Source organism: Nocardioides sp. GXQ0305, from assembly GCF_050880345.1.
GTDB lineage: Bacteria > Actinomycetota > Actinomycetes > Propionibacteriales > Nocardioidaceae > Nocardioides.
In genome coordinates this window covers 77,025-103,471 of sequence record NZ_JBNYXG010000001.1, presented here as the reverse complement: position 1 = coordinate 103,471, position 26,447 = coordinate 77,025, and the positions used below count along the sequence as shown (strand labels likewise).

Sequence of the window (26,447 nt, the reverse complement as noted above, 5' to 3'; positions counted from 1 at the left end):
AGGACATGGCACTCCAAGGCGAGTACGAGCCCAGCGCCCAGCAGTGGGTGCGCGAGCAGGTCGCGGAGTTCGAGGCGTCCAACGGCGCCCGCGCGAACGTGCTGGCGCGGACCGGCGACCCGATCGTGGTGATCACCTCGGTCGGCTCGCAGAGCGGGAAGCTGCGCAAGAACCCGGTGATGCGGGTCGAGCACGACGGCCGCTACCTCGCGGTCGCGTCGTACGGCGGCGGTCCGGAGGACCCGGTCTGGGCGCACAACTTCCGCGCGCACCCGGAGGTCGACCTGCAGGACGGCCCCGACAAGGCGACCTACACCGTGCGCGAGCTGCCCGACGGCACCGAGCGGGACGAGTGGTGGGAGCGGGCCGTGAAGACCTGGCCGACCTACGGCGACTACCAGCGCAAGACCGACCGGATGATCCCCGTCTTCCTGCTCGAGCGAGCCGACTGAGCGGCACCGCCCGTCAGGAGGAGATGGAGCGCGCCAGGTTGGCGAGGTGCTCGAACCGGGCCAGCTCGGAGTCGAGGAACTCCGGACCGCCGCGCCGCCCGATCAGCAGCACCTCGTCGGACCCGAGCGGGCAGGCGACGCACAGGTCCTCGTCGGGGCCGGCCACCTCGCCCGGCTCGGCGACTTGGGTCCAGGCCAGGCCGTCCGGGGCGGCCGCGGTGGCCCGCACCACGCCGTTCTCGCGGTGGACCCGCGCCCCCCAGTCGGAGCGGAACACGACGGGCAGCAGCTCGACCAGCCGGTCGGGGGCCCGGTCCGGGTTGGCGGTGAGGTCCTCGACGGCCTCGAGGTCGAGGAACACGTTGCCGCCCGCCGCGTAGCGGTTGATCCAGAGCACCTCGACGCCGGGCAGCCCGACACAGGCGGACACCACCGAGTCGGGCATCGCACCATCGACCATCTCGAGGAAGACGTCGTCGACCGCGGTGCCGTCGTAGCGCTTCTCGACGATCTCGATCGCCTCGATGTCGCCGCCGGCCTCACCGATCGCCGTCGCGACGCGCCCCAGCGACCCCGGGACGTCGGGGAGGCAGACGCGGAGCAGGTAGGGCATGGCTCGACGATATCGGCCGAGGATTGCGCCCCTGTTTCGCCGGTCCAGCCGGTGAACGCCGTCAGCGCAGCCGCTGCCGCAGCCCCGTCGCCCGCTGGGCACGGGCCGCGACGGCGGCCCGGACCGCGCCCTCGGTGCCGACCACCCGGAGCCGGTCCTGGGCCCGGGTGACGGCGGTGTAGAACAGCTCGCGGGTGAGCAGCCGGGACCCCTCCTCGGGCAGCAGCACCGTGACCTCGGCGGCCTGGCTGCCCTGGCTCTTGTGGATGGTGAGCGCGTGCATCGTGTCGACCGCGTCGAGGCGGCCGGGGGCGAGGTCGGTGAGGCCGCGCCGGGAGCCGTCGATCCGCGCACGCAGTCGTCCGCCGTCGAGCACCGCGACGCCGGTCTCGCCGTTGTAGATCTCGAGGGCGTGGTCGTTGGCGGTGACGAGCAGCGGCCGGCCGACGTACCAGGACGACCAGATCGGCTCCCCCGTCGCCTCCCCGATCCACTGCTCGACCGCGCGGTTCCAGGTACGGACGCCACGCGGGCCCTCGCGGTGGGCGCACAGCAGCCGGTGGCGGGCGAGCGCGGCGACGGCGTCGCGGTCACGCCCGGCGGCCGCCAGCCGTCGTACGTCGAGCGCGTGGCCGACCAGCCGGTCGCGCAGCACCGGCGCCGGGTCGTCGGTCTCGACGAGCTCGACGTCGTCGGAGCCGGCCCGGAGCGCGGCCAGCACCGCATCGGCATCGGCCTCGCCCTCCGCGTCGCGCAGGGCGTCGGCGACGGCCTGGATGCCGGCCGCGGACCGGTAGTTGCGCGAGAGCCCGCGGACCAGGCCCTCGGGGAGGCCCTCGACGAGGTCGGACAGCACCGCACCGGCGCCGACCGAGGTCAGCTGCCGCGGATCGCCCACCAGCACCAGCCGGGTCTGCGGCCGGACCGCCTCGAGCAGCCGGGCCATCATCGTCAGGTCGACCATCGAGCACTCGTCGACGACGATCACGTCGTGCTTGAGCCGGTTGTGCCGGTCGTGGCGGAAGCGGGTCTGGTTGTCGGGCCGCCAGCCGAGCAGCCGGTGGAGGGTCATCGCCTCGGGCCGGCCGACCCGGTCGGCGAAGCCCTCGGGCAGCTCGTCGTCGACCGCTTCCGCCAGCCGTGCGGCGGCCTTGCCGGTGGGCGCGGTCAGCGCGATCGACAGCGGCCGGTCGGACTGGGACGAGAGCAGCGCCAGCATCCGGGCCACGGTCGTGGTCTTGCCGGTGCCGGGGCCGCCGGTGACGACGGTGGTCCACTGCCGGCACGCCGCGAGCGCGGCCTCGGCCTGCTCGTCGCTGAGGTGGCCGCCGCGCACCCGGGCGAGGGCGTCGGCCAGCCGAGCCTCGTCGACGGTGGGCGGCGGCTGCGAGGTCCGGGTCAGCACGTCGTCGGCGATCTGGCGCTCGAGGCGGTGGTAGCGGTCGAGGTAGACCAGGCCGAGCTCCTGGCGCAGCACCCCGGCCCCGAGCAACGCGGACGACGCCACGGCGGCGGACCACTCGTCGGCCACCGGCCAGGGCAGCTCCGGGGCGATGTCGCGGACCGTCTCGAGGTCGACGCCGACCGATCCGGTCCGTACGGCGCGGGTGGCGAGCGCGGCGGCCAGCAGCACCTTCTCGTCGCGTTCCCCGGCGAGGTCGCCGGTCCGGGTGGCGACGTGGACGTCGGCGGCCGACAGCACGCCCGCCCGGTTGAACCAGCCGAGCCGGCCCCCGAGGGCGGCGACCAGTCGAGGGTCGGCCTCGCCGGTCGGTTCGAACAGGTCGGTCACGAGCGCCTCCCGTCGAGCAGGTCGGACAGCTCACGCACCAGCGCCACCGGCGGCCGCCACGAGAAGACGCCACACGGCTCGCCGTCGACGAGCGGCGTCGCCGGGCCGCACAGGCCACGGAGATAGAGGTAGAGGACGCCGCCGAGGTGGGCCTCCGGGTCGTAGCCGGGCTGCCGCCACCGCAGGTAGCGGTGGAGCACGGCGGCGTAGAGGAGCGCCTGGAGCGGGTAGTCGGAGCCGCCCATGGCCTCCGCGAGCGCCGACGGCCGGTAGGCCTCGGCGGTGAGCTCGGCGTCGCGCGGCCCGAGCCAGTTGGTCTTGTAGTCGACGACGACGTAGCGCGGGCCGGGGAGCCGCAGCACCACGTCGACGGAGCCGGTGAGGTAGCCGCGCAGCGCCTGTCCGCCGAGCGCGGGCTCGGCCAGGGCGTCGGCGAACCCCCGGACCGGGTCGTCGGCCGGCAGGTGGCGGCGCAGCATCGGCGCGAGGTCGCCGAGCGTGACCTCCCCGGTCACACCGAGGTCACCCCCCGCGAGCGGCAGCTCGAACTCCAGCTCCCGCAGCCGGTCGGCCAGCGGCACCTCGCGCAGCGTCACGTCGCCCGTGAGGGAGCCCAGCGGGGTGTCGTGGACCGCGACCAGGGCGTCGACCAGCTGGTCGCGGTCGAGGTCGACCGGCCAGCGGACCAGCTGCTCGGCGAGCCGGGTGGCGAGCTCGGCACGGAGGTCGGGAGCGTCGGGGTCGGCGTGCTCGAGCACCCCGTGGACGAGGGAGCCGAAGGTGGCCCCGACCGGCAGCCCCGCCATGGGCGACGGCGTGCCCGCCCCGGCGGCATCGTCGGGCACCGGCAGCGGCGGCTCGTCGTCGCGCGGCTGCTCCTCGGGCTCGCTCCCGACCGACGGGGAGGCGAGGCCGTCGACCTTCACCAGCGAGGAGTACGACGTCCGGCGCCACTCGGTGTCGACGGTCCGGTCGAACCGGCGTACGGCCAGTCCCGCGGGGCCCGGCAGCGGGACCTCGCCGGCGAGCGGGGCGGGGACCGCCGGCTCGGGCACCGGACCTCCGGCATCGGCCCAGCGTGCGAAGACCTCGGCCGCCTCGTCGTCGGTGCGGTCGCCGAAGGTGTCGGGCACCTCGGAGGTGTCGGGACGGCGCCCCTGCAGCATCCGGTGGAGCGGGGACGCCGGGGTGTTGCGGGTGGGCGACCACCAGGCCACCACCTGCGACTGGGCGCGGGTCAGCGCGACGTAGAGGAGTCGCAGCCACTCGCCGGACTCCTCGTGGGCCCACCGGGAGACGTGGTCGGACCAACCGTCGCCGGTGGTCCCGCCGACGTCGACGCAGCGTCGGCCCTCGGCGTCGTGGTAGAGCGGCGTCGACGGCTTGGGGACGTTGCGGTCGGCGAGCGCCGGGAGGTAGACGACGGGGTACTGCAGTCCCTTGCTGGCGTGGATGGTCACGAGCTGCACCGCTGCGGCGTCGGAGTCGAGCCGGCGGGTGCGCTCGGTGCCACGACCACCGCGGCCCTCCGCCACCTGGTCGCGCAGCCACGCCAGGGCGGAGACCAGCCCGAGCCGCTCGGTGAGCGCCACCTCGTGGAGGGCCTCGCCGATGTGGCGCAGGTCGGTGAGCAGGCGCTCACCGCCCACCCGGGACAGCACCCGACCCGGGAGCCCCGCGACCGTCGCGGCCTCGACCACGGCCGCGACCCCCCTGGCCGCGAACACCTCGGCCCACGAGCGGAGGGTGTCGGCGACCTCATCGGTGAGCTCGTCACCGCCGCGGTCGAGCTCGGTCGCCGTACGCCCGACGAAGCAGCTCAGTGCCGCCGCCCGGACCCGCGCGCTGCGGTGGGGCTGCTCCAGACCCTCGAGCAGCAGCAGCCACTCGTCGGCCGCCTCGGTCGCGAACACGCTGCCGCCCCCCGCGATCACGGCGGGGACGCCCACCTCGCGGAGCGCGGCCTGGGCCGCAGCCAGGTCGGCGTGCCGGTAGGCGATCACGGCGACGTCGCGTGGCTCCAGTGGCCGACCGCTCCACGTCGCACCGCTCGCCAACAGCTCGTGCACGTCGCACGCCAGGTCACGCGCGACGTGGGGGCGCACCTGACCGACCGTCAGCGGCTTGCTGCCCCGCCGGCCGAACTGGTCGCGTCGCACCACCCGCAGCCGGAACGGGTGGTCGTGGGGTGCCCCCTCCAGCCGCCGGCCCCCGTGGTGGGCCGAGACGTCGTGGACGACGATCCGCGGGTCACCGAGGGCTGCGCCGCGCAGCACGGCCTGGAACGACTGGAGCAGGTCGTGGTCGCTGCGCCAGTTGACGTCGAGGGTCTGCTGGGCGAGCGAGGTCTCGGAGGCTGCGAGGTAGGTGACGACGTCTCCGCCGCGGAACGCGTAGATGGCCTGCTTGGGGTCACCGATCAGCACCATCGTGGCGTGGCCGCTGAACGCCCGGTCGAGCACCTGCCACTGGACCGGGTCGGTGTCCTGGAACTCGTCGACCAGCACGATCCGCCATCGCTGCCGCATCCGCGCCCGGGCCGGTGCGTCGTCGTCACTCAGGGCGTCGGCCAGCTGGCTGAGCAGGTCGTCGTAGGACAGGATCCCGAGCTGCCGCTTGCGCCGGTCGAGCTCGGCGCGGGCCGCCTCGGCGAAGGCGACCTTGCGCCCGTGAGCGGTGTCGCGGGGGCTGCCCGCCGGCTCCACCCGGGCCTGCGGGTCGGCCAGCGCCGTCTGCCGGGCGATCGCCAGCGCCTCGGCGTAGGAGAACGCCGGCTCGTCCTCGTCGTAGGCGAAGGCCCGGAGGTAGAGGTCGGAGACGACCTCGCCGAGCAGCTCGTCGAGGTCCTCGACCAGCCGGGCCCGGGCGTCGGTGTCGCCGGCGACGCCGAGCGAGCCCAGCACCATCGAGCAGAACTGGTGGGTGGTGGCGATGGTGGCGGCGTCGAAGGACGCGAGCGCCTCGACCAGGCGGCGGTGGGCGGCGCGACGTTCGGGCTCCGGGCGGCTGCACAGCAGCTGGATCAGGTCGGAGGGGACGTCACCCGGACCCTCGTCGCCCAGGGCGCGTTCGGCCTCGACCAGCTGGGCGCGCACCCGCTCGCGCAGCTCCTGGCTGGCGGCTCGCCCGAACGTGACGACCAGCATCTCGTCGAGGCGGGCCTCGCCCTCGGCCACGAAGCGGGTCACCAGCGCGCCGATGGTCCAGGTCTTGCCCGTGCCGGCACTGGCCTCGAGCAGCGTGGTGCCGCTGGGCAGGTCGGCACGGATGTCGAAGGGACGGGGACCGGTCACAGGGCAGCCACCCGCTCCCCGCCGGTGAGCAGGGGCTCCCAGATGGTCCAGGCGTGCTCGGCCAGACCGTCGTCGAGCAGCCGCTGCACCGGCGCACGGCGTCCGTAGACCCGGACGTGGGAGGCGTCGGAGTCCTCGCCGGGGATGCCGAAGCGGTTGTCGGGGTCGGTCCGCCACTCGCGCTCCGCCGCGAGGGCGGGGTCGATGTCGGCCCCCAGGAGCTCCTTCACCCGGGCCTCGGCCCACGCGCAGCCGGTGGCGATCGGCACCGGAAGCGGACGGCGCAGCCCGAGGTCGCGCAGGTCGACGAGCTGACGGAGCCACTGGGCGGCCCGCTCGTCGAGCGGCCCGGAGAGGGCCCGCTGGGGCCCGGCACGGGCCCGCCCGACCGCGTGGCCGGTGAGGTGCTCGTCGGGGTGGGCGGCGCTGAGCGCGAGCAGGTCGATCCACGTGTGGAGCCGCTGCCGCGGCTTGAGGCGGGAGTAGCCGAGGGTGACCAGTCGCGAGCCGAAGACGCCCGACACCGTGCCGGTCAGCCTCCGGCCGGCACCGAGGTCGACGTCGACGTCGACGGTGCGGGGGTCGCCGGTGCGGAGCTCGGCGGTCCGGCCGAAGAGCCGCTGCGCCTCCTCGGCGACACCGTGGAGCGCCCGCTCCCCCAGCCCTCCGGGCGGCAGGGTGCCGCTGAGCAGCTCGGCGGTCATGACCGCGGTCGGGTCGGCGCCGGCCAGCACCTCCCGCAGCAGCCGGTCGCCGATCGACCACTGCTCCAGCGCGTCGAGGGCCACCGGGATCGCGTCGCGCACGTCGTCGGCCTCGAGGGTGCCGGTGACGTCGAGGCGACGGCGGAGGAACGCCCGCACCGGGTGGCCGAAGAACTCGCGCAGCTCGGCGAGGTTGACGTCGTCGGGGTCGCGAGCAGGAAGCGGCTCGGGCAGGAACGGCGGGACCGGGGTGCGCTCACCCCACGCCGCTCGCGCCCCCTCGAGGGCAGCGGCGTCGAAGCTGAACGGCCGCTCGCCGACCAGCGCCCCGGGCCGCAGGTTGCGCTCGTCGTAGGGCTGGAGCGGGTGGCGGACCAGTACCCGTTCGCGCACCGGAGCCGCGGTGGTGCGGTCGGCGGCGTCGAGCAGCTCGCCCAGAGGCACGGCCGGGGGCCGCTCCTGCCCGGTGTGCTCGTTGGCCCCGGTGTAGGTGACGACCAGGGTCTCGCGGGCGGCGAGGACCGCGTCGAGGAGCAGCTGACGGTCCTCGCTGCGGGCGTCGCGCTCCCCCGTCAGAGGCCGGCGCAGCAGCACGTCGTCCCCGTCGACGGTGGTCACCCGCGGGAAGATGGCGTCGTCGAGGCCGACCAGGCACACGACCCGGTGGGGCACCGAGCGCATCGGGACCATGGTGCAGACGGTCAGGGTGCCGGTGCGGAAGTTGGCACGCGTCGGTCGACCACCCAGCCGCGAGTGGAGCAGCGCCCGGACGTCGGGCAGCCGGAGGGTGACGGCGTCGCCGTCGCCGGCCGCGTCGACGGCTCGCGCGAGCTCACCCTCCAGCTGGGGCACCTGCCAGGCCACGTCGGGGTCGACCTGGGTGAGGCCCAGCACGCCCTCGCGCAGGGCCGAAATCCACTCGCCGACCGAGCCCGCCCGGTCGAGGGCGGCGAGGGTGCGCTGGAGCCGGTGGAGCAGCTCGGCGAGGCTGCCCAGCAGGTCGAGGTCGCCGCTGCTGACGTCGTCGAGCGGCAGGCCACGGCCGACGTGGACGTGGTCGTCACCGCTGACCGCCGCGCCGAGCAGCACCCGGTCGAGCCCGGCTCGCCAGGTGTTGTGGCCGAACTGGTCCATCCGGAAGTCGGCCCGCGACGCGGCGTCGATCCCCCAGCGGATGCCCGCAGCCCCCACCCAGTCGGAGATCCGCTCCAGGTCGTCGTCGTCGAACCCGAAGCGACGGCGTACGACGTCGGTGCCGGCCAGGTCGAGCACCTCGCTCGCCGTGACCCGACCGCCGGCCAGCTCGACCAGCCGGGCCGCGACCGCCAGCAAGGGGTTGGTGGCGGACAGCGCACGGTCGGCGAGGCGCACCCGGAGCCGGTGGGCCGGGTGGCCGTCGGCCACCACTCCCTCGAGCCCGAACCCCGCCGCGATCAGCGGCGCGTAGGTCTCGATGTCGGGGCACATCACGAGGATGTCGCGCGGTTCGAGGGTGGGGTCGTCGTCGAGCAGCCCCACCAGCACCTCGCGCAGCACGTCGACCTGACGAGCCGGGCCGTGGCAGGCGTGGACCTGGAGGCTGAGGTCGTCGGCGGCGTGGACCCGGTCCGCGCGGACGTCGGGGGCGGGCGCGGCGTTGGCCCGGAGGTCGGCCTGCAGCCAGCCCAGCAGCGTCGCGCGCTCGTCGAGCACCTGGGCGGGGGCCGGCGGCTCGCCGACCCCGTCGAGCACCCGGGCGAGCTCGCGCGCGTCACGGCCGAGCGAGGCCAGCAGCGGGTGGCCCACCCGGTCGGCGGAGTCGTCGTCGGCCCGGGGGACGACCCCGCCCGTGCCGGCGAGGGCGTCCCAGAGGGCGGGCGAGGGCTGGGGCAGCCACAGGTGGACGTCGCGGTGGGCGGCGAGCGCGTCGAGCAGCGCGACCTCGGTGACCGGGAGCCGGGTGTGGCCGAACAGGGAGAGCCGCCCGGGCAGGTCGAGCGTGGGGTCGCCCGCCCGCAGCCGGGTCAGCGTGTCGGCGTGCCGGACGTCGGGGGGCGGTTCGTCCACCCGGTCGAGCAGCCGGCGCCACAGCTCGGGCTGCCACGCCAGGTCGGCGTCGAGGTCGCCGCCGGCGCCGTCGGTGGCGCGGCCCTCCCGCCAGTCGGTCACCAGCTGCGGTCGCTGCCGCGCGTAGGACGCGAGGATGCCGGCGAGCCGCCGCGCGACCGACCACCGGCGGGCCCGGCGCAGGTCGGCCTCGGCGCCGTCGAGCCCGTGGCCGAGGTGACGGGCCAGGGTCGCCGCCCACGGTTCGTCGAGTCCGGCGTCGATGACGTCGAGCAGCGGCCAGACCAGCCGGTCGGGGTCCCAGGGGTCGTCGCGCTCGCGGCCCAGCAGCAGCGACACCAGCGAGTGGGGGCTCAGGAAGCGGACCCCGGCACACACCCCGTCACGGCCCGCCTCGCCCACGCCGAGCCGGTGGGAGAGCCGCTGGGAGAGCCACCGCTCGACCCCCCGGGCCGGGACCACGACCACTTCGGAGGCGAACGGGTCGGCCAGCGGGTCCGAGAGCAGGTCACCGAGACCGTCGGCGAGCAGGTCGGCCCGGGGCGCCCGGTGGAGGAACAGCGTCACGCAGCACACCCTCCTCGACCCGTCGGACACCAGTCGGCGACGGGCCCCAACATAGGGCCCGCCGCCGACAGCGTGGTGGGTACGGGCGTCAGGTGAAGACGCTGACGCCTCCCGGGCCGACCAGCAGCCCGACGACGATCAGCACGATCCCCATGAGGACCGCACCCCGGATCAGCGACACCACACCGGCGATCACCAGGATCACCGCGAGGATCCACAGGATCAGCTCCATCGGTCACTCCCTCCGTCGGCCACCGATCTGGCGGCCGTGGCCCAACCTCCCAGCCGCGGGACGGGCCTCCCACACCCGTACAGGTGAACGCCCGTACGCCGCGCGGCGACCGCCGGCAGGGCTAGGCTCGACCGGATGGTGGACGTGATCCGCAACGAGACCCCCCACGAGCGGCTCGACCGGCTGTGGGTCGACCAGCTGCAGGAGCTGCGCGTCATGCAGACGGGCGTGCAGCTGCTGGGGGGTTCCTGCTCACCCTGCCCTTCCAGCCCGCGTTCGGCGACCTCGACCTCGTGCAGCGCGGGATGTTCCTCGGGTTGATGTGCACGGCGGTGCTCACCACGCTCTCGGTCATGACCGCCATCTCGGTCCACCGCCGGCTCACCGGACGGCAGGTCAAGGAGCGGGTCGTCGCTGCCGGGGCGGTCGCGCTGCGCGTCGGCCTCGCGGGCGTCGCGCTGCTCGTTGTCGGGATGCTCACCTTCATGGTCGACGTGGTCGTCGGACGGGCCCCGGCCGAGGTGGTCGCCCTCGTGACCGGGCTGCTCGCGGTCGCGCTGCTGGTCGCGCTGCCCCGCCTGCTCTCGCGCGACCTGTGAGGCCACCGGTGCCGATGGCCCTGCTGTCCCGGAACGTCGTCGGGCTTGTACGGTGCCTCCCACGTCACGAGACGAGCCGGAACGTGCCTGCCTTCGACGTGGGGCAGCGGAGAGGTGGAGCGAGATGGCCGACGTGGAAGGCGCCCTCGACGCAGCGGGGTTGCGCAACCAGGCAGTCCGGGACTACGTGGCGCACTGGGCCGACGTCACCGGCGCGGCACGGATCGAGGTCGTCAGCGCGGCCGACGACCAGCGGCTGATCCAGGAGGCGCTGGACGCGGGTGAGATCGAGCCGGCCGGTGAGGGCCGCTACTACTCCCGGTCCTACTACAAGGACACCGCCCGCTCCGAGGAGCGCACCGTGGTCGCCACCGGCAACCCCTCCGACCGGGGCGTCTACAACAACTGGCGGCCGTCGGAGGAGATGAAGCCGCTGCTCGAGGGCAAGATGCGCGGCCAGCTCGAGGGCAAGACGATGTACGTGATCCCCTACCTGATGTCGCCGCCCGGGTCGCCACTGGAGAAGTGGGCCGCGGGCGTCGAGCTCACCGACAACCGCACGGTCGTGCTCCACATGATCCGGATGGCGCGGGTGGGCATCGACCTGATCAACGAGCTCGACGACCCCGACACCTTCGTCCGGGCGGTCCACGTCACCGGCGACCTCGAGCGGCTCGGCCAGGGCACCGACGACGACCAGCGCTGGTTCGTGACCGTCGCCGACGAGCGGACGATCCTCCACTTCGGGTCGTCGTACGGCGGCAACGCGTTGCTCGGCAAGATCGCCCACGGTCTACGGCAGGCCGCCTACGACGGCTGGGCGTCCCGCGAGTTCCTCTCCGAGCAGTTCATGCTGATCGGGATCACCGACCGCGAGACCGGTGAGAAGTGGCACATCTGCGGCGGTTTCCCGAGCGCGTCGGGCAAGACCAACCTGGCGATGATGCTCCCGCCCGACGGGCTCGGCGACCGCTACCACGTCGAGTTCTACGGCGACGACATCGCGTGGCTGTGGGTCGGCGACGACGGCCGGCTGTACGGCATGAACCCCGAGTTCGGAGTGTTCGGCGTCGCCAAGGACACCAACGAGCGCACCAACCCGACGGCGCTGGAGTCGGTCGCCGAGGGCACCCGGGTGCTGTTCACCAACGTCGCCTACAACACCGACACCCACGAGGTGTGGTGGGAGGGCAAGACGCCGTCACCGCCGGCCGACGTGACCGGCTGGCACGACTGGAAGGGCGAGAAGATCGCCGACCGGTCCTCGCGCGACGACTCGCCGTGGGCCCACCCCAACAGCCGGTTCACGACGACCCTGGCGAACGTCCCGAACATCGCCCCCGACTTCGAGGACCCGGCCGGGGTGCCCATCGACGGCATCATCTTCGGCGGCCGCACGTCGGACCGGGAGCCGCTGGTCCGCGCCATCACCGACCTCGCCGAGGGTGTCTACGACGGCCTCACGCTCGGCGCCGAGGCGACCTTCGCCGCCGAGGGCGTCGAGGGGCAGCTGCGCTACGACCCGATGTCGATGCGGCCGTTCATGTCCTACGCCGAGGGCGAGTACGCCGCCCACTGGCTGCGGATCGTCGGGGCGGCGACCGAGCGGCCGATCTTCGCCCACGTCAACTGGTTCCAGAAGGATCCCGACGACGGTCACTTCCTGTGGCCGGGCTACCGAGAGAACCTGCGACCGCTGCTCTGGCTGATGCGGCTCAAGGACGGGTCGGTCACGGGTCGGCGGACGCCCGTCGGCATCCTCCCGACCGAGGAGGAGCTCGACCTCACCGGCCTGTCGGTGCCGCAGGCCGACCTCGACCGGGTGCTCACCCTCGACCTCGACCGCTGGCGCCAGGAGATGGGCTTCCGCGAGGACCACCTCACCCAGTTCGACGGCCTTCCCCAGGAGATCTGGGAGGCCCACCGGCGGGTGGCGGCGGCGCTCGAGGAGGACTGAGGGGGCCGTCGGTTTCCCCGGCCGGCCGGGGAAACCGGAGGTTAGTGACCGAAACATCCCGCGCCAACCGCCAGACTCGCCCACGAACCCCGAGGCTGACCCGTCACACCCGGTCCGGCAGCAGCGGCGTCAGCCGCACCATGGCGATCGACCCCAGCAGCGGCCCGACCGACAGCAGCGCCACCGCGACCGGCCAGCCGGCGGCCGACGCCACCACGGGCACCAGCTGGATCGTCACGACCGTCAGCAGGAAGCCGAGCGCCGTCTGCAAGGTCAGCGCCGTGCCGACGTACCGCTGGTCGACGACGGTGCCGAGGCAGGCGGAGAACATCGCGGAGTCGGCGATCACCGACGCACCCCACACCATCAGCAGCGGCACGAGCACCCACAGCGGGCCGCCGAACGCGACCGCCGCGAGCAGGCAGCACGCCCCGCTGACCAGCATCGCCGCCGTGGCGGCGCGGGCCCGACCGATCCGGTCCCCCGCCCAGCCCGCGACCAGGCAGCCGAGGAGCCCGCAGACACCGAACGCGACGAACACGACCACCCCCACCAGGCCGCGCGAGGCGGGCTGGTCGCGGGCGACCAGACTCGCGGTGAGGTACGCCGGCGCCCAGGCCCACACGGCGTACAGCTCCCACATGTGGCCCAGGTAGCCGAGGTTGGCCAGCCGCGGCGCCGACGCCCGCCACACGTCGACCACCGCGGCCGGCCGGAAGCCCTCCGACGCGCCCACGAGCGGCCCGACCCGGACCCACCGCTGGAGCAGCGCCGCGACCAGGGCCAGCAGCGCGGACACCACGAGCGCGGTGCGCCACGCCTCGTCGAGGGTGCCCGAGATCAGCTGGGGGAAGATGCTGCCGAGCGCCAGCGACCCGACCATCACGCTCACGGCCAGCCCCCGGCGGTCCTCGAACCAGCTCACGACGATCTTCATGCCCACCGGGTAGACCAGGGCGAGCGCGGCGCCGGTGACCAGGCGCAGCGCCACCGCCGCGGCCGGTCCGTCGACCACCAGCGCGGTCGCGAGCGTCGCGACCGCAGCGACCGCCGCCCCGATCCCCATCAGTCGCGGCGGGTGCACCCGGTCCGGGAGGTTGGTGACGGCCGAGGCCAGCGCCCCGGCCACGAACCCGATCTGGACGCCGATCGTCAGCAGCGCCTCGCCGACCTGCCCGATGTCCCACTCCGCCCGCAGCGCAGGGGCGGCGGCCGAGGCCGCGAACCACGTCGCCACCGCCATCACCTGGACGGCCGACACCAGCACCAGCTGGCGCACGGCCTCCCTGCTGTCGGGGGCGGCGTCGACGGCCGTCACCGGCGCCGCGGCTCCAGGCGGACCAGCTGGGTCACGTGCCCGGGCTCGAGCTCGTCGAGGGTGGCGACCCCCAGCAGCCGCATGGTGCGCTCGACCTGGCCGCGGAGGATCGCGACCGCCCGGTCGACGCCGGCGCGCCCACCGGCCATCAGGCCGTAGAGGTAGGCGCGCCCGACGAGCGTGAACGTCGCGCCGTGCGCGACCGCCGCGACGACGTCCTGGCCGGAGGTGATGCCGGTGTCGAGGTGCACCTCCACGTCGTCCCCCACCGCCGCCACCACGTCGGGCAGCAGGTGGAACGGCACGGGCGCCCGGTCGAGCTGGCGCCCCCCGTGGTTGGACAGGAGCACGGCGTCGACGCCGAGGTCGGCGCAGCGTCGCGCGTCGTCGACCGACTGCACCCCCTTCACCACGACCCTTCCCGGCCACTGGTCCTTGATCCAGGCGAGGTCCTCGTAGGTGACCGTCGGGTCGAACATCGTGTCCAGCAGCTCCGCGACGGTGCCGGACCAGGAGTCGAGCGAGGCGAAGGTCAGCGGCTCGGTGGTGAGGAAGTCGAACCACCACTTGGGCCGCGGTACGGCGTTCAGCACGGTGCGCGGGGTGAGGGTGGGCGGGATGGTCATGCCGTTGCGGACGTCGCGCAGCCGGGCGCCGGCGACGGGGACGTCGACGGTCACCAGCAGCGTGTCGAAGCCCGCCCTGGCCGCGCGGTCGACCAGGGCCATCGACCGGTCGCGGTCCTTCCACATGTAGAGCTGGAACCAGTTCCGGCCCGCCGGGGCCGCCGCGGCCACGTCCTCGATCGAGGTGGTCCCCATGGTGGACAACGCGAACGGGATGCCGGCCGCTGCGGCCGCCGTGGCGCCGGCGACCTCGCCCTCGGTGTGCATCATCCGGGTGAACCCGGTGGGGGCGATCCCGAACGGCAGCGCCACCCGGGATCCGAGCACCTCCCGCGAGGTGTCGATGTCCGAGACGTCGCGCAGCACCGCCGGGTGGAACTCGACGTCGGCGAACGCCTGCCGGGCGCGGGCCAGCGACACCTCGCCGTCGGCGGCCCCGTCGGTGTAGTCGAACGCCGCTCGCGGCGTACGGCGCTTCGCGATCCGCCGCAGGTCGTCGACGGTGAGGGCGGCCGCGAGTCGGCGCTCCGTCGCCGACCACACCGGACGCTTGAACCGGAGCAGCGGCGCGAGGTCGTGCCGACGCGGCAGCTGGCGCTGGACCACGTCAGCTCCTCGGCCGCGGCGGGATCGGGTCGGCGGGCGGGTGGGGGACGACGTCCTCGTGGGCACTCGTGCGGACCGCGTGCTTGATCTGGGTCAGGTTGTTGCGCAGCAGGTCGTTGACCAGCTCGTCCATGCGTGGGTCCTCCAGCATCTCGATCAGCACCCGCAGCGTCGTCTCGCTGACCTCGCTGACGATGGTGTCGTAGCCGGGAAGTCGCCCGATCAGCCGCACGTTGGGGTCCTGCCGCACCTTCTCGGCCACCATCGCCTTCAGGTCGTCGTGGTTCTCCTTGAGCGCGTCGGAGATGTTCTTGGTGTAGTGACCGGTCTGGATGACCGCCGCCACCTCGTCGAGCACCACGATGGTGAGCGGCCGCTTCACCAGGTCGAGGACCCGCTCGGCGAGTCGGGAGGCCCACTCGACGACGGCCGGGCGCCTCATCCCCATCCGGACCAGCACCGCACCGAGCAGCGCCGCGAGGATCGAGCCCCCCAGGAGCAGCGCAGCGACGAGCAGCAGCACCTGGAGCGTGCTGAGGTCCTCCAGCCACCGTGACAGACCGGTCATGTCCCCATCCTGCCCGAGCCGTGCCCTGAGCTGGCGAAGGGCACGAGAGCGAGGGGATTGAGGAGCGTCGACTCCGACCGGCGCTCGCGACGGGACGAGTGACGCGACTCGAAATCCTCGGACCCGACACGCCGGTAGTTGACCCGAGCGGTCCACTATGTTCATAATCTCGACTTGTTCAGTAGTTATAGGTCAACCGATCAAGAAACGGGTCAACCTCATGCGCAAGCTCATCGTGCTCGGCTTCGTGGGCCTCCTCGCCCAGCTGGTCGACGGTTCCCTGGGGATGGCGTACGGCGTCACCTCCTCCACCCTGCTGCTGGCCGCCGGTGTCGCACCGGCCGCCGCCTCCGCAGCCGTCCACTTCTCCGAGATCGGCACCTCCCTGGTGTCCGGGTTCTCCCACCACAAGCTCGGCAACGTCGACTGGAAGACGGTCTCGATCCTGGCGGTCCCCGGATTCGTCGGGGCCTTCGCGGGTGCGACGTTCCTGGCCAGCCTGCCGGCCGACGACGCCAAGCCGTGGGTCGCCGGGCTGCTGCTCGCACTGGGCATCTACGTGATCTACCGCTTCCTGGTCCTGGGCGGCCGCCGTCCGACCTTCAAGTCCCGGCCCAACGCCCGCTTCCTGGTGCCGATGGGTGTGGTCGGCGGCACCCTGGACTCCATCGGCGGCGGCGGCTGGGGCCCGGTCGGCACCACCACGCTGCTCTCGTCGGGCCGCCTCGAGCCCCGCAAGGTCGTCGGCTCCATCGACACCTCCGAGTTCGTGGTCGCCGTGGGTGGCTCGCTCGGCTTCCTCTTCGCGCTGGGCAGCCAGGGGATCCTCTGGTCCTACGCACTGGCCCTGCTGGCCGGTGGCGTGATCGCCGCCCCGATCGCGGCATGGCTGGTCAAGCACCTGCCGGCCCGGGTCCTCGGAGTCGCCGCGGGAGGCCTGATCGTCGTCACCAACACCAAGACCATCGCTGAGTCGGCGTTCGGCGCCACGCTCGGCCAGGTCGGGGTCCTCACCGCCGTCATCGCCGTCGCGTGGATCGCCGGCATCGCCTGGGCGGTCGCCCAGGAGCGCAAGTCGAGGGCGATCGAGCGTGAGGGTTCCCTCGCTGGGGTCTGACCCACCTCAGCACCACGGGCGGCCGGCAGGATCTCGCATCCTGCCGGCCGCCTCGCGTCCGGGCGGCCACGCGCTCCGCACGTCGGGACCAAGGTCCCTCGGCGAGGGCACGAAGGCCTTGTGGCGCCCGTACCGGCGTTCCTAGCGTGGTGCCCGGACCCGGCGCACGCGGAGGAGGAGCACCCCGTGGACCCCACCGACATCGCTCGATGGCAGTTCGCCATCACCACCGTCTACCACTTCCTCTTCGTCCCGATCACCATCGGGCTCTCGGCGATGATCGCCGGCTACGAGATCGCGTGGCTGCGCACCCGGAACCCGGCATGGCTCCGGCTCACCCGCTTCTTCGGGAAGCTGTTCCTGATCAACTTCGCCATCGGCGTGGTCACGGGGATCGTGCAGGAGTTCCAGTTCGGGATGAACTGGAGCGACTACTCCCGCTTCGTGGGCGACGTGTTCGGTGCGCCGCTGGCGGTCGAGGGCCTGCTCGCGTTCTTCCTCGAGTCCACGTTCCTCGGCTTGTGGATCTTCGGGTGGGACCGGATACCGGCGAAGCTGCACGCCGCCTGCATGGTGCTGGTGCACCTCGGCACGCTGTTCTCCGCCTACTTCATCCTCGCCGCGAACTCCTGGATGCAGCATCCCGTCGGCTACGCGTTCAACCCCGACACCGGACGGGCCGAGATGGACGACTTCGGAGCCGTGCTGCTCAACAAGGTCCAGCTGGTGACCTTCCCGCACGTGGTGCTGGCGGCCTACATGACCGGCGCCGCGTTCGTCGTCGGGGTCGCCTTCTGGCGGATGCGGCAGGTGCCCCCGGCGGACGCCGAGACCGACGTCCCCCTCTACCGCAAGGCGGTGCGCACCGGTGCCGTGGTGCTGCTGGTGAGTGGCGCCGGCGTCGTGGTCTCGGGCGACCTGCAGGGCAAGATCATGACCGAGGTCCAGCCGATGAAGATGGCGGCGGCCGAGGCGTTGTACGAGACCGAGGCCCCCGCCGCCTTCTCGGTGCTGACCATCGGCACCCTCGACGGCAGCGAGGAGGTCTTCTCGATCAAGATCCCCGGCCTGCTGTCCTACCTGGCGACCGGCACCACCGACGGCGAGGTCGTCGGGATCAACGAGCTGCGCGAGCAGTACGAGCAGACCTACGGCCAGGACCCGGGCGCGGCCTACTACTCGCCGGGTGGCTACACGCCCTCGATCCCGGTGACCTACTGGACCTTCCGGCTGATGATGGGGCTCGGGTTCGCGGGGCTCGTCGTAGGGGCCTGGATCCTGTGGGCGACCCGCGGGAACCGGCTGCCGCAGGGCCGGCTGATCCTCGCGGCGGCGGTGGCGCTGCCCTTCCTGCCCCTGTTCGCCAACTCCTTCGGGTGGATCTTCACCGAGATGGGCCGGCAGCCGTGGGCCGTCTTCGGCCTGATGACCACGGAGCGGGCGGTCTCACCGGGGGTGAGCACGGCCGAGGTGCTCACCTCCCTCGTCCTGTTCACCCTCGTGTACGGCGTGCTCGCCTTCATCGAGGTCCGGCTGCTGCTCACCTACATCCGTCGCGGGGCCGACCCGGTCGACCCCGACGAGGATCCCTCCGCTCCCCACACCGACGACCGGCCGCTGGCCTTCGCCTACTGACCAGGAGCACGACATGGAGCTCACCACCGTCTGGTTCTGCCTGATCGCCGTGCTCTGGATCGGCTACTTCGCGCTCGAGGGCTTCGACTTCGGCGTCGGGATGCTGCTGCCCGTCCTGGCCCACGACGACCGCGAGCGCCGAGTCCTCATCAACACCATCGGTCCGGTGTGGGACGGCAACGAGGTGTGGCTGCTGGTGGCCGGCGGCGCGACGTTCGCCGCCTTCCCGGAGTGGTACGCCACCCTGTTCAGCGGGTTCTACCTGCCGCTGCTGCTGATCCTGCTGGCCCTCATCGTCCGCGGCCTGGCCTTCGAGTACCGCGCCAAGCGCGACGACGACGAGTGGCGGCGGCGGTGGGACGCCGCGATCGTCGTCGGCTCGTTCGTCCCGGCCCTGCTGTGGGGCGTGGCCTTCGGGAACATCGTGCGCGGCGTCCCGATCGACGCCGACCTGGAGTACGTCGGCGGGTTCTTCGACCTGCTCAACCCCTACGCCCTGCTCGGAGGGCTGACGACGCTGACCCTCTTCCTGACCCACGGCGCCATGTTCCTCGCGCTCAAGACCGACGGCGAGATCCGGGAGCGCGCGGGCGCGCTGGCGGTCCGGGTGGGGCTGGCCGCCGCGGTCTGCGCGGTGCTCTTCCTGGCGTGGACCCAGGTCGACACCGGGACGTCGGCCTCGGCGGTGGCCTTCGTGGTCGCCGCGCTCGCCCTGGTCGCGGGACTGGCCGCCGCCGTACGACGGCGCGAGGGGTGGGCGTTCCTGGGCACGTTCGTCGCCATCGCGGTGGCGGTGGCCGGCCTGTTCCTGGCCCTGTTCCCCGACGTGATGCCCACGTCGCTGGCCGACGGCACCAGCCTGACGACCACGAACGCCGCCTCCACGCCGTACACGCTCACCGTGATGACCTGGGTGGCCGTGTTCTTCACCCCGCTGGTGCTCGCCTACCAGGGCTGGACCTACTGGGTGTTCCGCAAGCGCATCTCGGTGCACCACATCCCCGAGACGGTCCCGAGCAGCCGGGCATGAGCCTCAGACCGGGGGATCCGCGGCTGCGGCCGCTGCTCATCACGGCGCGGTGGCCGCTCGTCGGGGTGCTCGCGGCGGGCGCGACGTCGAGCGTGCTGGTGCTGGCCCAGGCGTGGGTGGTGACCGGGCTGGTGGTCACCGTGGTCCGCGGGGGAGGCGGGCTGGCGGCCTGGGGCGTCGCGACCGTGCTCGTGCTCGCCCTGCGCGGACTCGTCGGAGTGGTCGGCGACCTCGCCTCCGGCCGCGCGGCCACCGCCGTCACCGTCGCGCTGCGGGGCCGGCTGCTGGCCCGGGTGCTGGAGCGGGGCGGCGAGCCGGCGTCGGCGAGCGGGGGCGTGGCGCTCCTGCTGACCCGGGGCGTGGCGGCGACCGAGCCCTACGTCACGCGCTACCTGCCGGCCCTGGTCCTCGCGGCGATCCTCCCGGCCCTGACCGTGGTCGCGATCGCCACCCAGGACCTGCTCAGTGCCGTGATCGTGATGGCCACGGTGCCGCTGGTGCCGGTCTTCGGAGCCCTGGTCGGCCTGGCGACCCGCGACCGCGCCGCCGAGCAGTGGCGGGGACTGACCGGGCTCTCCGGCCACTTCCTGGACGTCGTGCGCGGGCTCCCTACCCTGGTCGCCCACCGTCGTGCGACCGCCCAGTCCCGGCGCATCGCCGACGTGAGCGACCGTTACCGGGTGGCCACGGTGCGCACGCTGCGGCTGGCCTTCGCCTCCTCGGCCGTGCTCGAGCTCGTCGCCACCCTGTCGGTCGCGCTGGTGGCCGTGACGGTCGGGGTCCGGCTGGCGACGGGAGGGCTCGAGCTCCCCACGGCGCTGGTCGTGCTCCTGCTCGCACCGGAGGCGTACTGGCCGCTGCGCCGGCTCGGCGCGGAGTTCCACGCGGCCGCCGAGGGCAGTGCCGCCTTCGAGCAGGCGCTCGACCTGCTCGACGACACGCACGGCCGGACCGGCGGCGGCGCTCCGGGTGCCGGGGCAGCGCTGGTGCTCGGCGACGTGACCGTCACCCACCCGGGCCGGACGGTCCCGGCGTTCGCGCCGGTCTCCGCGGTGGTACCGGCACGAGGGGTCACCGCGCTCACCGGCCCGTCCGGCTGCGGGAAGACCACGCTCCTCTCGGTCCTGGCCGGTCTGCGGGAGCCGACGGGGGGACGGGTGACCGACCTCGACGGCCGGGACGTCGGCGGTGCCACCCGTCGCGCTCGGGTCGCGCTGCTTCCTCAGGAGCCGGTCTTCGTCAGCGGCAGCATCGCCGACAACCTGCGCCTGGGCCGCCCCTCCGCCGACGTGGCGGACCTCTGGGCCGCGCTCCGCGAGGTCGCGCTGGAGCAGCGGGTCCGCGCCCTGCCCGGCGGCCTGGACAGCCCCATGGGTGAGGACGGCGCCGGCTTCTCCGCCGGTGAGCGCGCCCGGCTGGCCCTGGCACGGGTGCTGGTGGCCGACCGCCCGTGGGTGCTGCTCGACGAGCCGACCGCGCACCTCGACGAGCTCACCGAGCGGGTGATCACCGATGTCGTCGCAACCCTGGGCCAGCGCGCGGGTGTGGTGGTGGTGGCGCACTCGCCGGCCCTCAGGGAGATCGCCGACCAGGTGGTCGCCCTGCCGGCCCCCCTGCCCCCACCGCCGTCGCCCCCGGCCCCCGCCAGCGATGCCACCGCGCCGCCGGTGGCGGCCGTCGAGGCACCGGGAGCGCGGCCGCGGCCGCTCGGCGCCGCCACCCTCGTCGGGGCCCTCGCCTCCGCCTCCGGGGTGGCCCTCACCGCCACCGCGGGATGGCTGATCGTGCAGGCCGCCTCGCAGCCCGCCGTGCTGACCCTCCTGGTCGCCGTCGCCGCGGTCCGCGCCTTCGGCGTGGCGCGACCGGTGCTGCGCTACGTCGAGCGGCTGTGGTCCCACGACGCCGTGCTGCACCAGCTCGCGGAGCGCCGGGTCCGGGTGTACGACGCCCTCGTGCCGCTGGTGCCGGCCCGGCTGGGCCGCCGGCGCGGCGACGTACTCGCAGCGGTGGTCGAGGACGTCGACGCCGACCTGGACGCGCAGCTGCGCGTCCGGATGCCGCTCCGGTGCTACGCCCTGGTCGCGGTGGCAGCCACGGCGGTGTCCGCGCTGCTGCTCCCGACGGCCGGGGTCACGGTCGCCGTGATGGCCCTGGTGGCGGGGGGCGGCGGGTACGCCGTCGCCCGGCTCGCGGCCGCGCGCCCCGAGCGCGAGTCGGTCAGGCTCCGCGCGACGCTCTCCGACGCCGTCGTGGAGTCGGTCCAGGTGGCGAACGAGCTGCGGGTGTGGCAGGCGGACGGGCCGGCCCTCGAGCGGGTCGCGGCGACCGGGACGGACCTCGGCCGCGCCCGCACCCGCGCCGGGGTCGGCGCCGGGTGGGGCCGGGCGCTGGTGCTCGTGGCCGCGGGAGGCGCGATCGCGGTCGCCGCGCTCCTCGCGGCGCAGGCGCTGGCGGTGGGTGAGGTCACGGCGCCCGAGGCCGCACTGCTGGTCCTCCTGCCGCTGGCCCTGGCCGACGTGGCGCTGCCGCTCGCCGACGCGGGCGCCCTGTCGGTGCGAACGGCGACGGCCGCCGCTCGTCTGGCCGCCCTGCTCGGACGCCGGCCGGCGGTCAGCGGGGCCGGCGCACCGTGCCCCGCGGGAAGCCGGGTGCTGCTCGACGCGACCAGTGCGCGCTGGGTGCCGGACGGACCCCTGACCCAGCCGGTCACCCTGCAGCTGGGACCGGGAGACCGGGTCGGACTGGTGGGTCCCTCGGGCTCGGGGAAGAGCACCGTGGCGGCCCTGCTGATGCGGTACCTCGCGCCCGCGTCCGGTCGCGCCACGTTCGGCGGCGCGGACCTCGCCGGCCTGGCCCCGGACGAGGTCCGTCGCCGGGTCGGCCTGGTCGACGACGCGCCGTACCTCTTCGCGACCACCGTCGTGGAGAACGTCCGCCTGGCCCGTCCCGACGCCACCGACGACGAGGTGCTCGACGCGCTGGAGCGGGCGCGGCTCGGCGAGTGGGTACGCAGCCTGCCGGAGGGCGTCCACACCTGGATCGGTGATGGCCACGACGCGGTCTCCGGGGGCGAGCGCACGCGGCTCGGGGTCGCCCGCTCCCTGCTCGCCCGCCATCCCGTGCTCGTGCTCGACGAGCCCGTGGCCCACCTCGACGGCCCCACGGCGCGAGCGCTGGCCCGGGAGGTCCTCCTCGACCCCTCGGACCGCGCGGTGCTGTGGATCGGCCACGCGCGGGCCGGGCGGGAGCACCTGACCGGGCTGGTCCGGATGGGCCCGCCGGGCCCGGACGAGGACCGACCGGAGCCACCGGAGCGCCCAGCCGCACAGGGTACGTTCATCAGGTGAGCGAGCACGCCGACGCCGCGCGTCGCATCCTGGCCGGCAACCGCTACGTGGTGCTGGCCACCGTCGACGCGGGCGGGGAACCGTGGGTGACCCCCGTCTGGTTCGCGCACCGCGACCTCACCACCGTGGTGTGGGTGTCCTCGCCGGAGACCCGCCACTCGCAGGCGCTGGCCGCGACGGGTCGGGTGGCGGTGACGGTGTTCGACTCGGGCGTGGAGCCCGGCCACGGCACCGCGTTCTACGGGCGGGGACGCGCCGGCGAGTGTCCCGCCGACCGGGTGACCGACGACCTCGCGACGTTCAACGCACGCGGCGCCGCGCAGGGGCTCCGCGCATGGGACGCCTCGGAGGTCACCGGCGACGGCCGCTTCCGGCTGTACGTCGCCGAGCTGGACGAGCTGTCCCTGCTGCCCGGCGGCGGTCCGGACCGTCGGGTGCCGATCGAGCCCGACTGACCGGTCCCGATGCGGGCCGGAGAGCCCCGCCCGGGGAGGATGGGGTCACCAGGCCCACCGGGAGGGGACGATGAGCGAGCAGCCGAGCGGACCGCGCCGCGCGCGGCACCTCATGGACCCCACGGCCCCGCGACGGCCGCCCGACCCGCAGGCCGCGGCCCGGCTCGCCCGGGTGCAGCAGTGGGTGGTCTCGGTGCTGGCGGTCACCACGATCGGGCACCTGTGCGTGGGGCTGGTCGTCGCTGCGCTGTTCCTCCCCGAGCAGGACACCGTCGCCCGGATCGGCGTCTGTGGGACGGCCGGTGCCTTCGGCGTGATGGCGGTCGTGATCGCGCGGGTGATCCACCGCAGGCGTCCCGTGTCGCCGTGGCTGGCGCTCGGCCTCCTGCCGGCCGTGATCGGGGTGTGGCTGGTGCTGCGCTGATCGGCCGGTGTCGGTACCCACCGGCAGGGTGGTGACAACGCTTGACCGCTGCGCAAGGGTGGAGGTGTGCGTTGACGTCGAGCGTTGATCCGACATCGAAGGGAAGCCGACATGAGCACGACCACCGCCCCGGAGACCCATCTGGACGAAGCCGGGCACGCGACGCCCTCGCAGGTGGGAGTCACCGAGTGGGACGCCGACCAGCTTCTCCGTCGCTTCGACGAGGTCCGCCGCCACACCGAGGCGCTGGCCGCGCCGCTCTCGCCGGAGGACCAGACCGTCCAGTCGATGCCCGACGTCTCGCCCACCAAGTGGCACCGGGCCCACGTGACCTGGTTCTTCGAGACGTTCCTGCTCGCCGAGCACGAGCCGCGTTTCGCGCCGTTCCAGGACCAGTACTGGTTCCTCTTCAACAGCTACTACGAGGCGATCGGCCCGCGCTACGCCCGCCCAGACCGGGGCCTGATCACCCGGCCGGGCGCCCACGACGTGGGCGTCTACCGCGGCAACGTCGACGACCGGGTGCGCGACCTGGTGACGACCCTCGACGAGGGCACGCTCCGCACGGCGACCGCGACCATCGAGCTCGGCTTCCACCACGAGCAGCAGCACCAGGAGCTGCTCCTGATGGACGTCAAGCACGTGCTGTCCCGCAACCCGCTGCAGCCGGTCTACGCCGGCACCCCCCTCGAGCAGTGCGAGCCCGACGAGGCCGGCTGGGTCGACGTCGAGGGCGGTCTGGTGGAGATCGGCCACCGCGGCCCGGGCTTCTCCTTCGACAACGAGCTGCCGCGCCACCAGCAGTGGCTGGAGCCCTACCGGCTGGCCGACCGGCTGGTGACCAACGGCGAGTGGCTGGAGTTCATGGCCGACCGCGGCTACGAGCGGCCCGACCTGTGGCTGTCCGACGGGTGGGCCCAGGTGCAGGCCGAGGAGTGGCGGGCGCCGTTCTACTGGACCCGGCACGACGGGGTCTGGCTGGAGCACACGCTCCACGGCACCTGGCCGGTCAACCCCGGCCTGCCGGTGAGCCACGTCAGCTTCTACGAGGCCGACGCATTCGCGACGTGGGCCGGCAAGCGGCTGCCGACCGAGGCCGAGTGGGAGCACGCGGTCGTGGCCGACGGGCAGGAGGAGCCGGTCGTCGGCAACCTCGCCGACCAGCAGACCTTCCACCCCCGCCCGGCCGGGCCGGCTCCGGCCGGGTCCCGGCTGCGCCAGGTCCACGGCGACTGCTGGGAGTGGACCCAGTCCGCCTACCACCCCTACCCCGGGTTCACGCCGCCCGAGGGGGCGATCGGCGAGTACAACGGCAAGTTCATGTCCAACCAGATGGTGCTGCGCGGCGGCTGCGCACTGACGCCTCCGGGCCACGCCCGCGCCACCTACCGCAACTTCTTTCCCCACCGCTCGCGCTGGGCGCTCACGGGCGTCCGGCTCGCCGACGGCGGCGTACCGGGCGGGGTCGCCGGGTGACCGCACCCGATCCCGTCGTCTCGGTCCTGCTGGACCCCGGCTGGGCCAGTGGCGCGCTCGTCGCCGACGTACGCCGCGGGCTCGGCGAGCGGCCGCTCCGGCTGCCACCGAAGTGGCTCTACGACGACCGGGGGTCCGAGCTGTTCGACCGGATCACCCGGCTCGACGCCTACTACCCGTTCCGGGCCGAGCGGGCCATCTTCCAGCGGCACGCCGCCGAGATCGCGGCCGCGTGCGACGCCACGACGCTGGTCGAGCTCGGCAGCGGCACCAGCGAGAAGACCCGGCTGCTGCTGGACGCCCTCCACGACACCGGCCGGCTGCGGCGCTTCGTGCCGCTCGACGTCTCCGAGGGGACGCTCCGCCAGGCGGCAGCCGACCTGTCGGCGCGCTTCCCCGAGGTCGCGGTCGAGGCCGTGGTCGGCGACTTCACCCTCCACCTCGGCCAGCTCCCCCACGGCGACCCGTCCGAGGGCGGGGGCAGGTTGGTGGCGTTCCTCGGCGGCACCATCGGCAACCTCTACGTCGAGGAGCGCGCGGCGTTCCTCGGCGCCCTGGCCGACAGCCTCGAGCCGGGCGAGTGGTTGCTGCTCGGCACCGACCTGGTCAAGAGCGCCGACCGGCTGGTGGCGGCGTACGACGACGCGGGCGGGCTCACCGCGGCCTTCGTCGGCAACTGCCTGCTCGTCCTCAACCGCGAGCTCGGCGCCGACTTCGACCCGGACGCCTACCGCTACGTCCCGTTCTGGGACCCGACCCTCGAGCGGATGGACCTCCGGCTCCGCGCCGAGGTCCCCCAGCGCGTGTCCATCCCGGGCGCCGACCTCGTCGTCGACGTCGGCCTCGGCGAGGAGATCCAGGTGGAGATCTCCACCAAGTTCCGCCCCGACGGCGTCCGCCGCGAGCTCGGTGTCGCGGGGTTCGAGGTCACCGCGACCTGGACCGACCCGGACGGAGACTTCGCACTCACGCTGGCCCGCAGACGATGAGTCGGGCGACGAGTCGACGAACCAGCACCCCTTGCCAAGGTCCGTGACGCAGGCGCAGCATCGACAGGAGGTCGAGTCGACGAGGGGGAGGACCATGATCGAGGACTCGGTAGGACGGCGCAGCGTGCTGCGCAACGCGGGGATGGCAGCGGGAGGAGTCGCCCTGGGGGGTGTGGCCCTGGCCTCGCCGGCCTCGGCCGGGGACTCCGGCGGTGTGGGGCACCTGTCCGGCAGCTGGCGCGTGCAGGTCCACAACGACGACGGGAGCGAGACGGTCTCCGTCCTCAGCTTCGCGGCCGGTCAGGTCTGTGTCGTCCACGACATCAGTCCCGCAGGGCCGCCGTTCACGGGCGCCTGGCGCCCGGGTCGACGCGGGTCGTTCCGCGCCACCGTGCTGACCGGCTTCCCCGGCGACGACGGACCGGGCAGCTCGGGGCCGGTCATCGAGCTCAGGCTGGCGGGCGCCGCCAGGCACGGTCGGCTCAGCGGTTCGTTCACCTTCACGGTGACCGACCCCGCGGGCAACGAGGTCGGCACGGGCTCCGGGACGTTCGACGGCGAGCGCATCGAGGCCTGACCCCGGCGACGCAGCACCCGCGTC

Annotated in this window: 19 protein-coding genes and 1 pseudogene; 12 read left to right on the top strand and 8 right to left on the bottom strand. The window is 73.9% G+C overall.

Translation table 11 applies throughout. The annotated features are described in order from the left end of the window. The first annotated feature begins 5 nt into the window (after nt 1-5). Nucleotides 6-452 (top strand): nitroreductase family deazaflavin-dependent oxidoreductase, encoded by a 447-nt coding sequence (locus ACQ1X7_RS00480; RefSeq protein WP_432476182.1) that lies wholly within the window; start codon nt 6-8, stop codon nt 450-452. A 13-nt stretch (nt 453-465) separates the two neighbouring features. Here the strand turns inward: ACQ1X7_RS00480 and ACQ1X7_RS00475 are convergent, their stop codons facing one another. The 5 genes from ACQ1X7_RS00475 to ACQ1X7_RS00455 all read right to left on the bottom strand — a co-directional run bounded on the left by ACQ1X7_RS00475 (nt 466) and on the right by ACQ1X7_RS00455 (nt 9,699). After that, on the bottom strand, nt 466-1,065 hold the full coding sequence (locus tag ACQ1X7_RS00475) for an ACT domain-containing protein (RefSeq protein ID WP_432476181.1): 600 nt from the start codon (nt 1,063-1,065) through the stop codon (nt 466-468). Between the two features lie 61 nt (nt 1,066-1,126). Then, on the bottom strand, nt 1,127-2,857 hold the full coding sequence (recD, locus tag ACQ1X7_RS00470; protein WP_432476180.1) for an exodeoxyribonuclease V subunit alpha: 1,731 nt from the start codon (nt 2,855-2,857) through the stop codon (nt 1,127-1,129). After that, complete coding sequence (locus tag ACQ1X7_RS00465; protein WP_432476179.1) at nt 2,854-6,150, bottom strand: UvrD-helicase domain-containing protein; 3,297 nt, start codon at nt 6,148-6,150, stop codon at nt 2,854-2,856. Before ACQ1X7_RS00465 ends, recD begins: the two co-directional genes overlap by 4 nt. Continuing rightward, nucleotides 6,147-9,467: an exodeoxyribonuclease V subunit gamma gene (gene recC, locus ACQ1X7_RS00460; RefSeq protein WP_432476178.1), complete on the bottom strand. Its 3,321-nt coding sequence runs from the start codon at nt 9,465-9,467 to the stop codon at nt 6,147-6,149. The genes ACQ1X7_RS00465 and recC overlap by 4 nt, the downstream gene beginning before the upstream one ends. Before the next feature lie 88 nt (nt 9,468-9,555). Next, a complete protein-coding gene (locus ACQ1X7_RS00455; RefSeq protein WP_432476177.1) occupies nt 9,556-9,699 on the bottom strand; it encodes a GPGG-motif small membrane protein in 144 nt (47 codons plus the stop codon). Between the two features lie 135 nt (nt 9,700-9,834). On the opposite strand from ACQ1X7_RS00455, the pseudogene ACQ1X7_RS00450 reads away from it, so the two are divergent. Together ACQ1X7_RS00450 and ACQ1X7_RS00445 are read left to right on the top strand one after the other, a co-directional pair. Next, a pseudogene (locus ACQ1X7_RS00450) lies at nt 9,835-10,298 on the top strand (DUF6328 family protein). Nucleotides 10,299-10,422: 124 nt separating this feature from the next. Further along, on the top strand, nt 10,423-12,255 hold the full coding sequence (locus tag ACQ1X7_RS00445; RefSeq protein WP_432476176.1) for a phosphoenolpyruvate carboxykinase (GTP): 1,833 nt from the start codon (nt 10,423-10,425) through the stop codon (nt 12,253-12,255). A gap of 103 nt (nt 12,256-12,358) precedes the next feature. On the opposite strand, the gene ACQ1X7_RS00440 is transcribed toward ACQ1X7_RS00445, so the two are convergent. Genes ACQ1X7_RS00440 through ACQ1X7_RS00430 form a run of 3 tightly spaced genes read right to left on the bottom strand, consistent with a single transcriptional unit; the run spans nt 12,359 to nt 15,373 of the window. Next, nucleotides 12,359-13,573: an MFS transporter gene (locus ACQ1X7_RS00440; protein ID WP_432476175.1), complete on the bottom strand. Its 1,215-nt coding sequence runs from the start codon at nt 13,571-13,573 to the stop codon at nt 12,359-12,361. Further along, nucleotides 13,570-14,805 (bottom strand): alpha-hydroxy acid oxidase, encoded by a 1,236-nt coding sequence (locus ACQ1X7_RS00435; protein WP_432476174.1) that lies wholly within the window; start codon nt 14,803-14,805, stop codon nt 13,570-13,572. Before ACQ1X7_RS00435 ends, ACQ1X7_RS00440 begins: the two co-directional genes overlap by 4 nt. A 1-nt stretch (nt 14,806) precedes the next feature. Continuing rightward, nucleotides 14,807-15,373 (bottom strand): hypothetical protein, encoded by a 567-nt coding sequence (locus ACQ1X7_RS00430; protein ID WP_432476173.1) that lies wholly within the window; start codon nt 15,371-15,373, stop codon nt 14,807-14,809. 220 nt (nt 15,374-15,593) lie between these two features. On the opposite strand from ACQ1X7_RS00430, the gene ACQ1X7_RS00425 reads away from it, so the two are divergent. The 9 genes from ACQ1X7_RS00425 to ACQ1X7_RS00385 all read left to right on the top strand — a co-directional run bounded on the left by ACQ1X7_RS00425 (nt 15,594) and on the right by ACQ1X7_RS00385 (nt 26,423). Then, complete coding sequence (locus tag ACQ1X7_RS00425) at nt 15,594-16,490, top strand: sulfite exporter TauE/SafE family protein (protein WP_432476172.1); 897 nt, start codon at nt 15,594-15,596, stop codon at nt 16,488-16,490. A gap of 186 nt (nt 16,491-16,676) precedes the next feature. After that, on the top strand, nt 16,677-18,125 hold the full coding sequence (locus tag ACQ1X7_RS00420) for a cytochrome ubiquinol oxidase subunit I (RefSeq protein ID WP_432476171.1): 1,449 nt from the start codon (nt 16,677-16,679) through the stop codon (nt 18,123-18,125). Nucleotides 18,126-18,138: 13 nt separating this feature from the next. After that, nucleotides 18,139-19,155 carry a cytochrome d ubiquinol oxidase subunit II gene (cydB, locus tag ACQ1X7_RS00415; protein WP_432476170.1) on the top strand — a complete coding sequence of 339 codons (1,017 nt, stop codon included), beginning with the start codon at nt 18,139-18,141 and terminating at the stop codon, nt 19,153-19,155. Then, complete coding sequence (gene cydD / locus ACQ1X7_RS00410; protein ID WP_432476169.1) at nt 19,152-22,502, top strand: thiol reductant ABC exporter subunit CydD; 3,351 nt, start codon at nt 19,152-19,154, stop codon at nt 22,500-22,502. The genes cydB and cydD overlap by 4 nt, the downstream gene beginning before the upstream one ends. Then, nucleotides 22,499-22,957: a pyridoxamine 5'-phosphate oxidase family protein gene (locus tag ACQ1X7_RS00405; RefSeq protein WP_432476168.1), complete on the top strand. Its 459-nt coding sequence runs from the start codon at nt 22,499-22,501 to the stop codon at nt 22,955-22,957. Before cydD ends, ACQ1X7_RS00405 begins: the two co-directional genes overlap by 4 nt. A 70-nt stretch (nt 22,958-23,027) precedes the next feature. Next, nucleotides 23,028-23,381 carry a hypothetical protein gene (locus ACQ1X7_RS00400; RefSeq protein WP_432476167.1) on the top strand — a complete coding sequence of 118 codons (354 nt, stop codon included), beginning with the start codon at nt 23,028-23,030 and terminating at the stop codon, nt 23,379-23,381. A gap of 111 nt (nt 23,382-23,492) precedes the next feature. Next, complete coding sequence (gene egtB, locus ACQ1X7_RS00395) at nt 23,493-24,857, top strand: ergothioneine biosynthesis protein EgtB (protein ID WP_432476166.1); 1,365 nt, start codon at nt 23,493-23,495, stop codon at nt 24,855-24,857. Beyond that, nucleotides 24,854-25,846 carry an L-histidine N(alpha)-methyltransferase gene (gene egtD / locus ACQ1X7_RS00390; RefSeq protein WP_432476165.1) on the top strand — a complete coding sequence of 331 codons (993 nt, stop codon included), beginning with the start codon at nt 24,854-24,856 and terminating at the stop codon, nt 25,844-25,846. Before egtB ends, egtD begins: the two co-directional genes overlap by 4 nt. A gap of 94 nt (nt 25,847-25,940) precedes the next feature. Next, nucleotides 25,941-26,423, top strand: a complete 483-nt coding sequence (locus tag ACQ1X7_RS00385; RefSeq protein ID WP_432476164.1) for a hypothetical protein — start codon at nt 25,941-25,943, stop codon at nt 26,421-26,423. Nucleotides 26,424-26,447 lie beyond the last annotated feature (24 nt).

Bases quoted from the DNA above. Each gene is read 5' to 3' on its own strand.
- ACQ1X7_RS00430 (WP_432476173.1), bottom strand. From the start codon at position 15,373: ATGACCGGTCTGTCACGGTGGCTGGAGGACCTCAGCACGCTCCAGGTG.
- ACQ1X7_RS00385 (WP_432476164.1), top strand. From the start codon at position 25,941: ATGATCGAGGACTCGGTAGGACGGCGCAGCGTGCTGCGCAACGCGGGG.
- ACQ1X7_RS00400 (WP_432476167.1), top strand. From the start codon at position 23,028: ATGAGCGAGCAGCCGAGCGGACCGCGCCGCGCGCGGCACCTCATGGAC.
- egtB (WP_432476166.1), top strand. From the start codon at position 23,493: ATGAGCACGACCACCGCCCCGGAGACCCATCTGGACGAAGCCGGGCAC.
- ACQ1X7_RS00445 (WP_432476176.1), top strand. From the start codon at position 10,423: ATGGCCGACGTGGAAGGCGCCCTCGACGCAGCGGGGTTGCGCAACCAG.
- cydD (WP_432476169.1), top strand. From the start codon at position 19,152: ATGAGCCTCAGACCGGGGGATCCGCGGCTGCGGCCGCTGCTCATCACG.
- ACQ1X7_RS00455 (WP_432476177.1), bottom strand. From the start codon at position 9,699: ATGGAGCTGATCCTGTGGATCCTCGCGGTGATCCTGGTGATCGCCGGT.
- ACQ1X7_RS00480 (WP_432476182.1), top strand. From the start codon at position 6: ATGGCACTCCAAGGCGAGTACGAGCCCAGCGCCCAGCAGTGGGTGCGC.
- ACQ1X7_RS00475 (WP_432476181.1), bottom strand. From the start codon at position 1,065: ATGCCCTACCTGCTCCGCGTCTGCCTCCCCGACGTCCCGGGGTCGCTG.
- ACQ1X7_RS00425 (WP_432476172.1), top strand. From the start codon at position 15,594: ATGCGCAAGCTCATCGTGCTCGGCTTCGTGGGCCTCCTCGCCCAGCTG.
- cydB (WP_432476170.1), top strand. From the start codon at position 18,139: ATGGAGCTCACCACCGTCTGGTTCTGCCTGATCGCCGTGCTCTGGATC.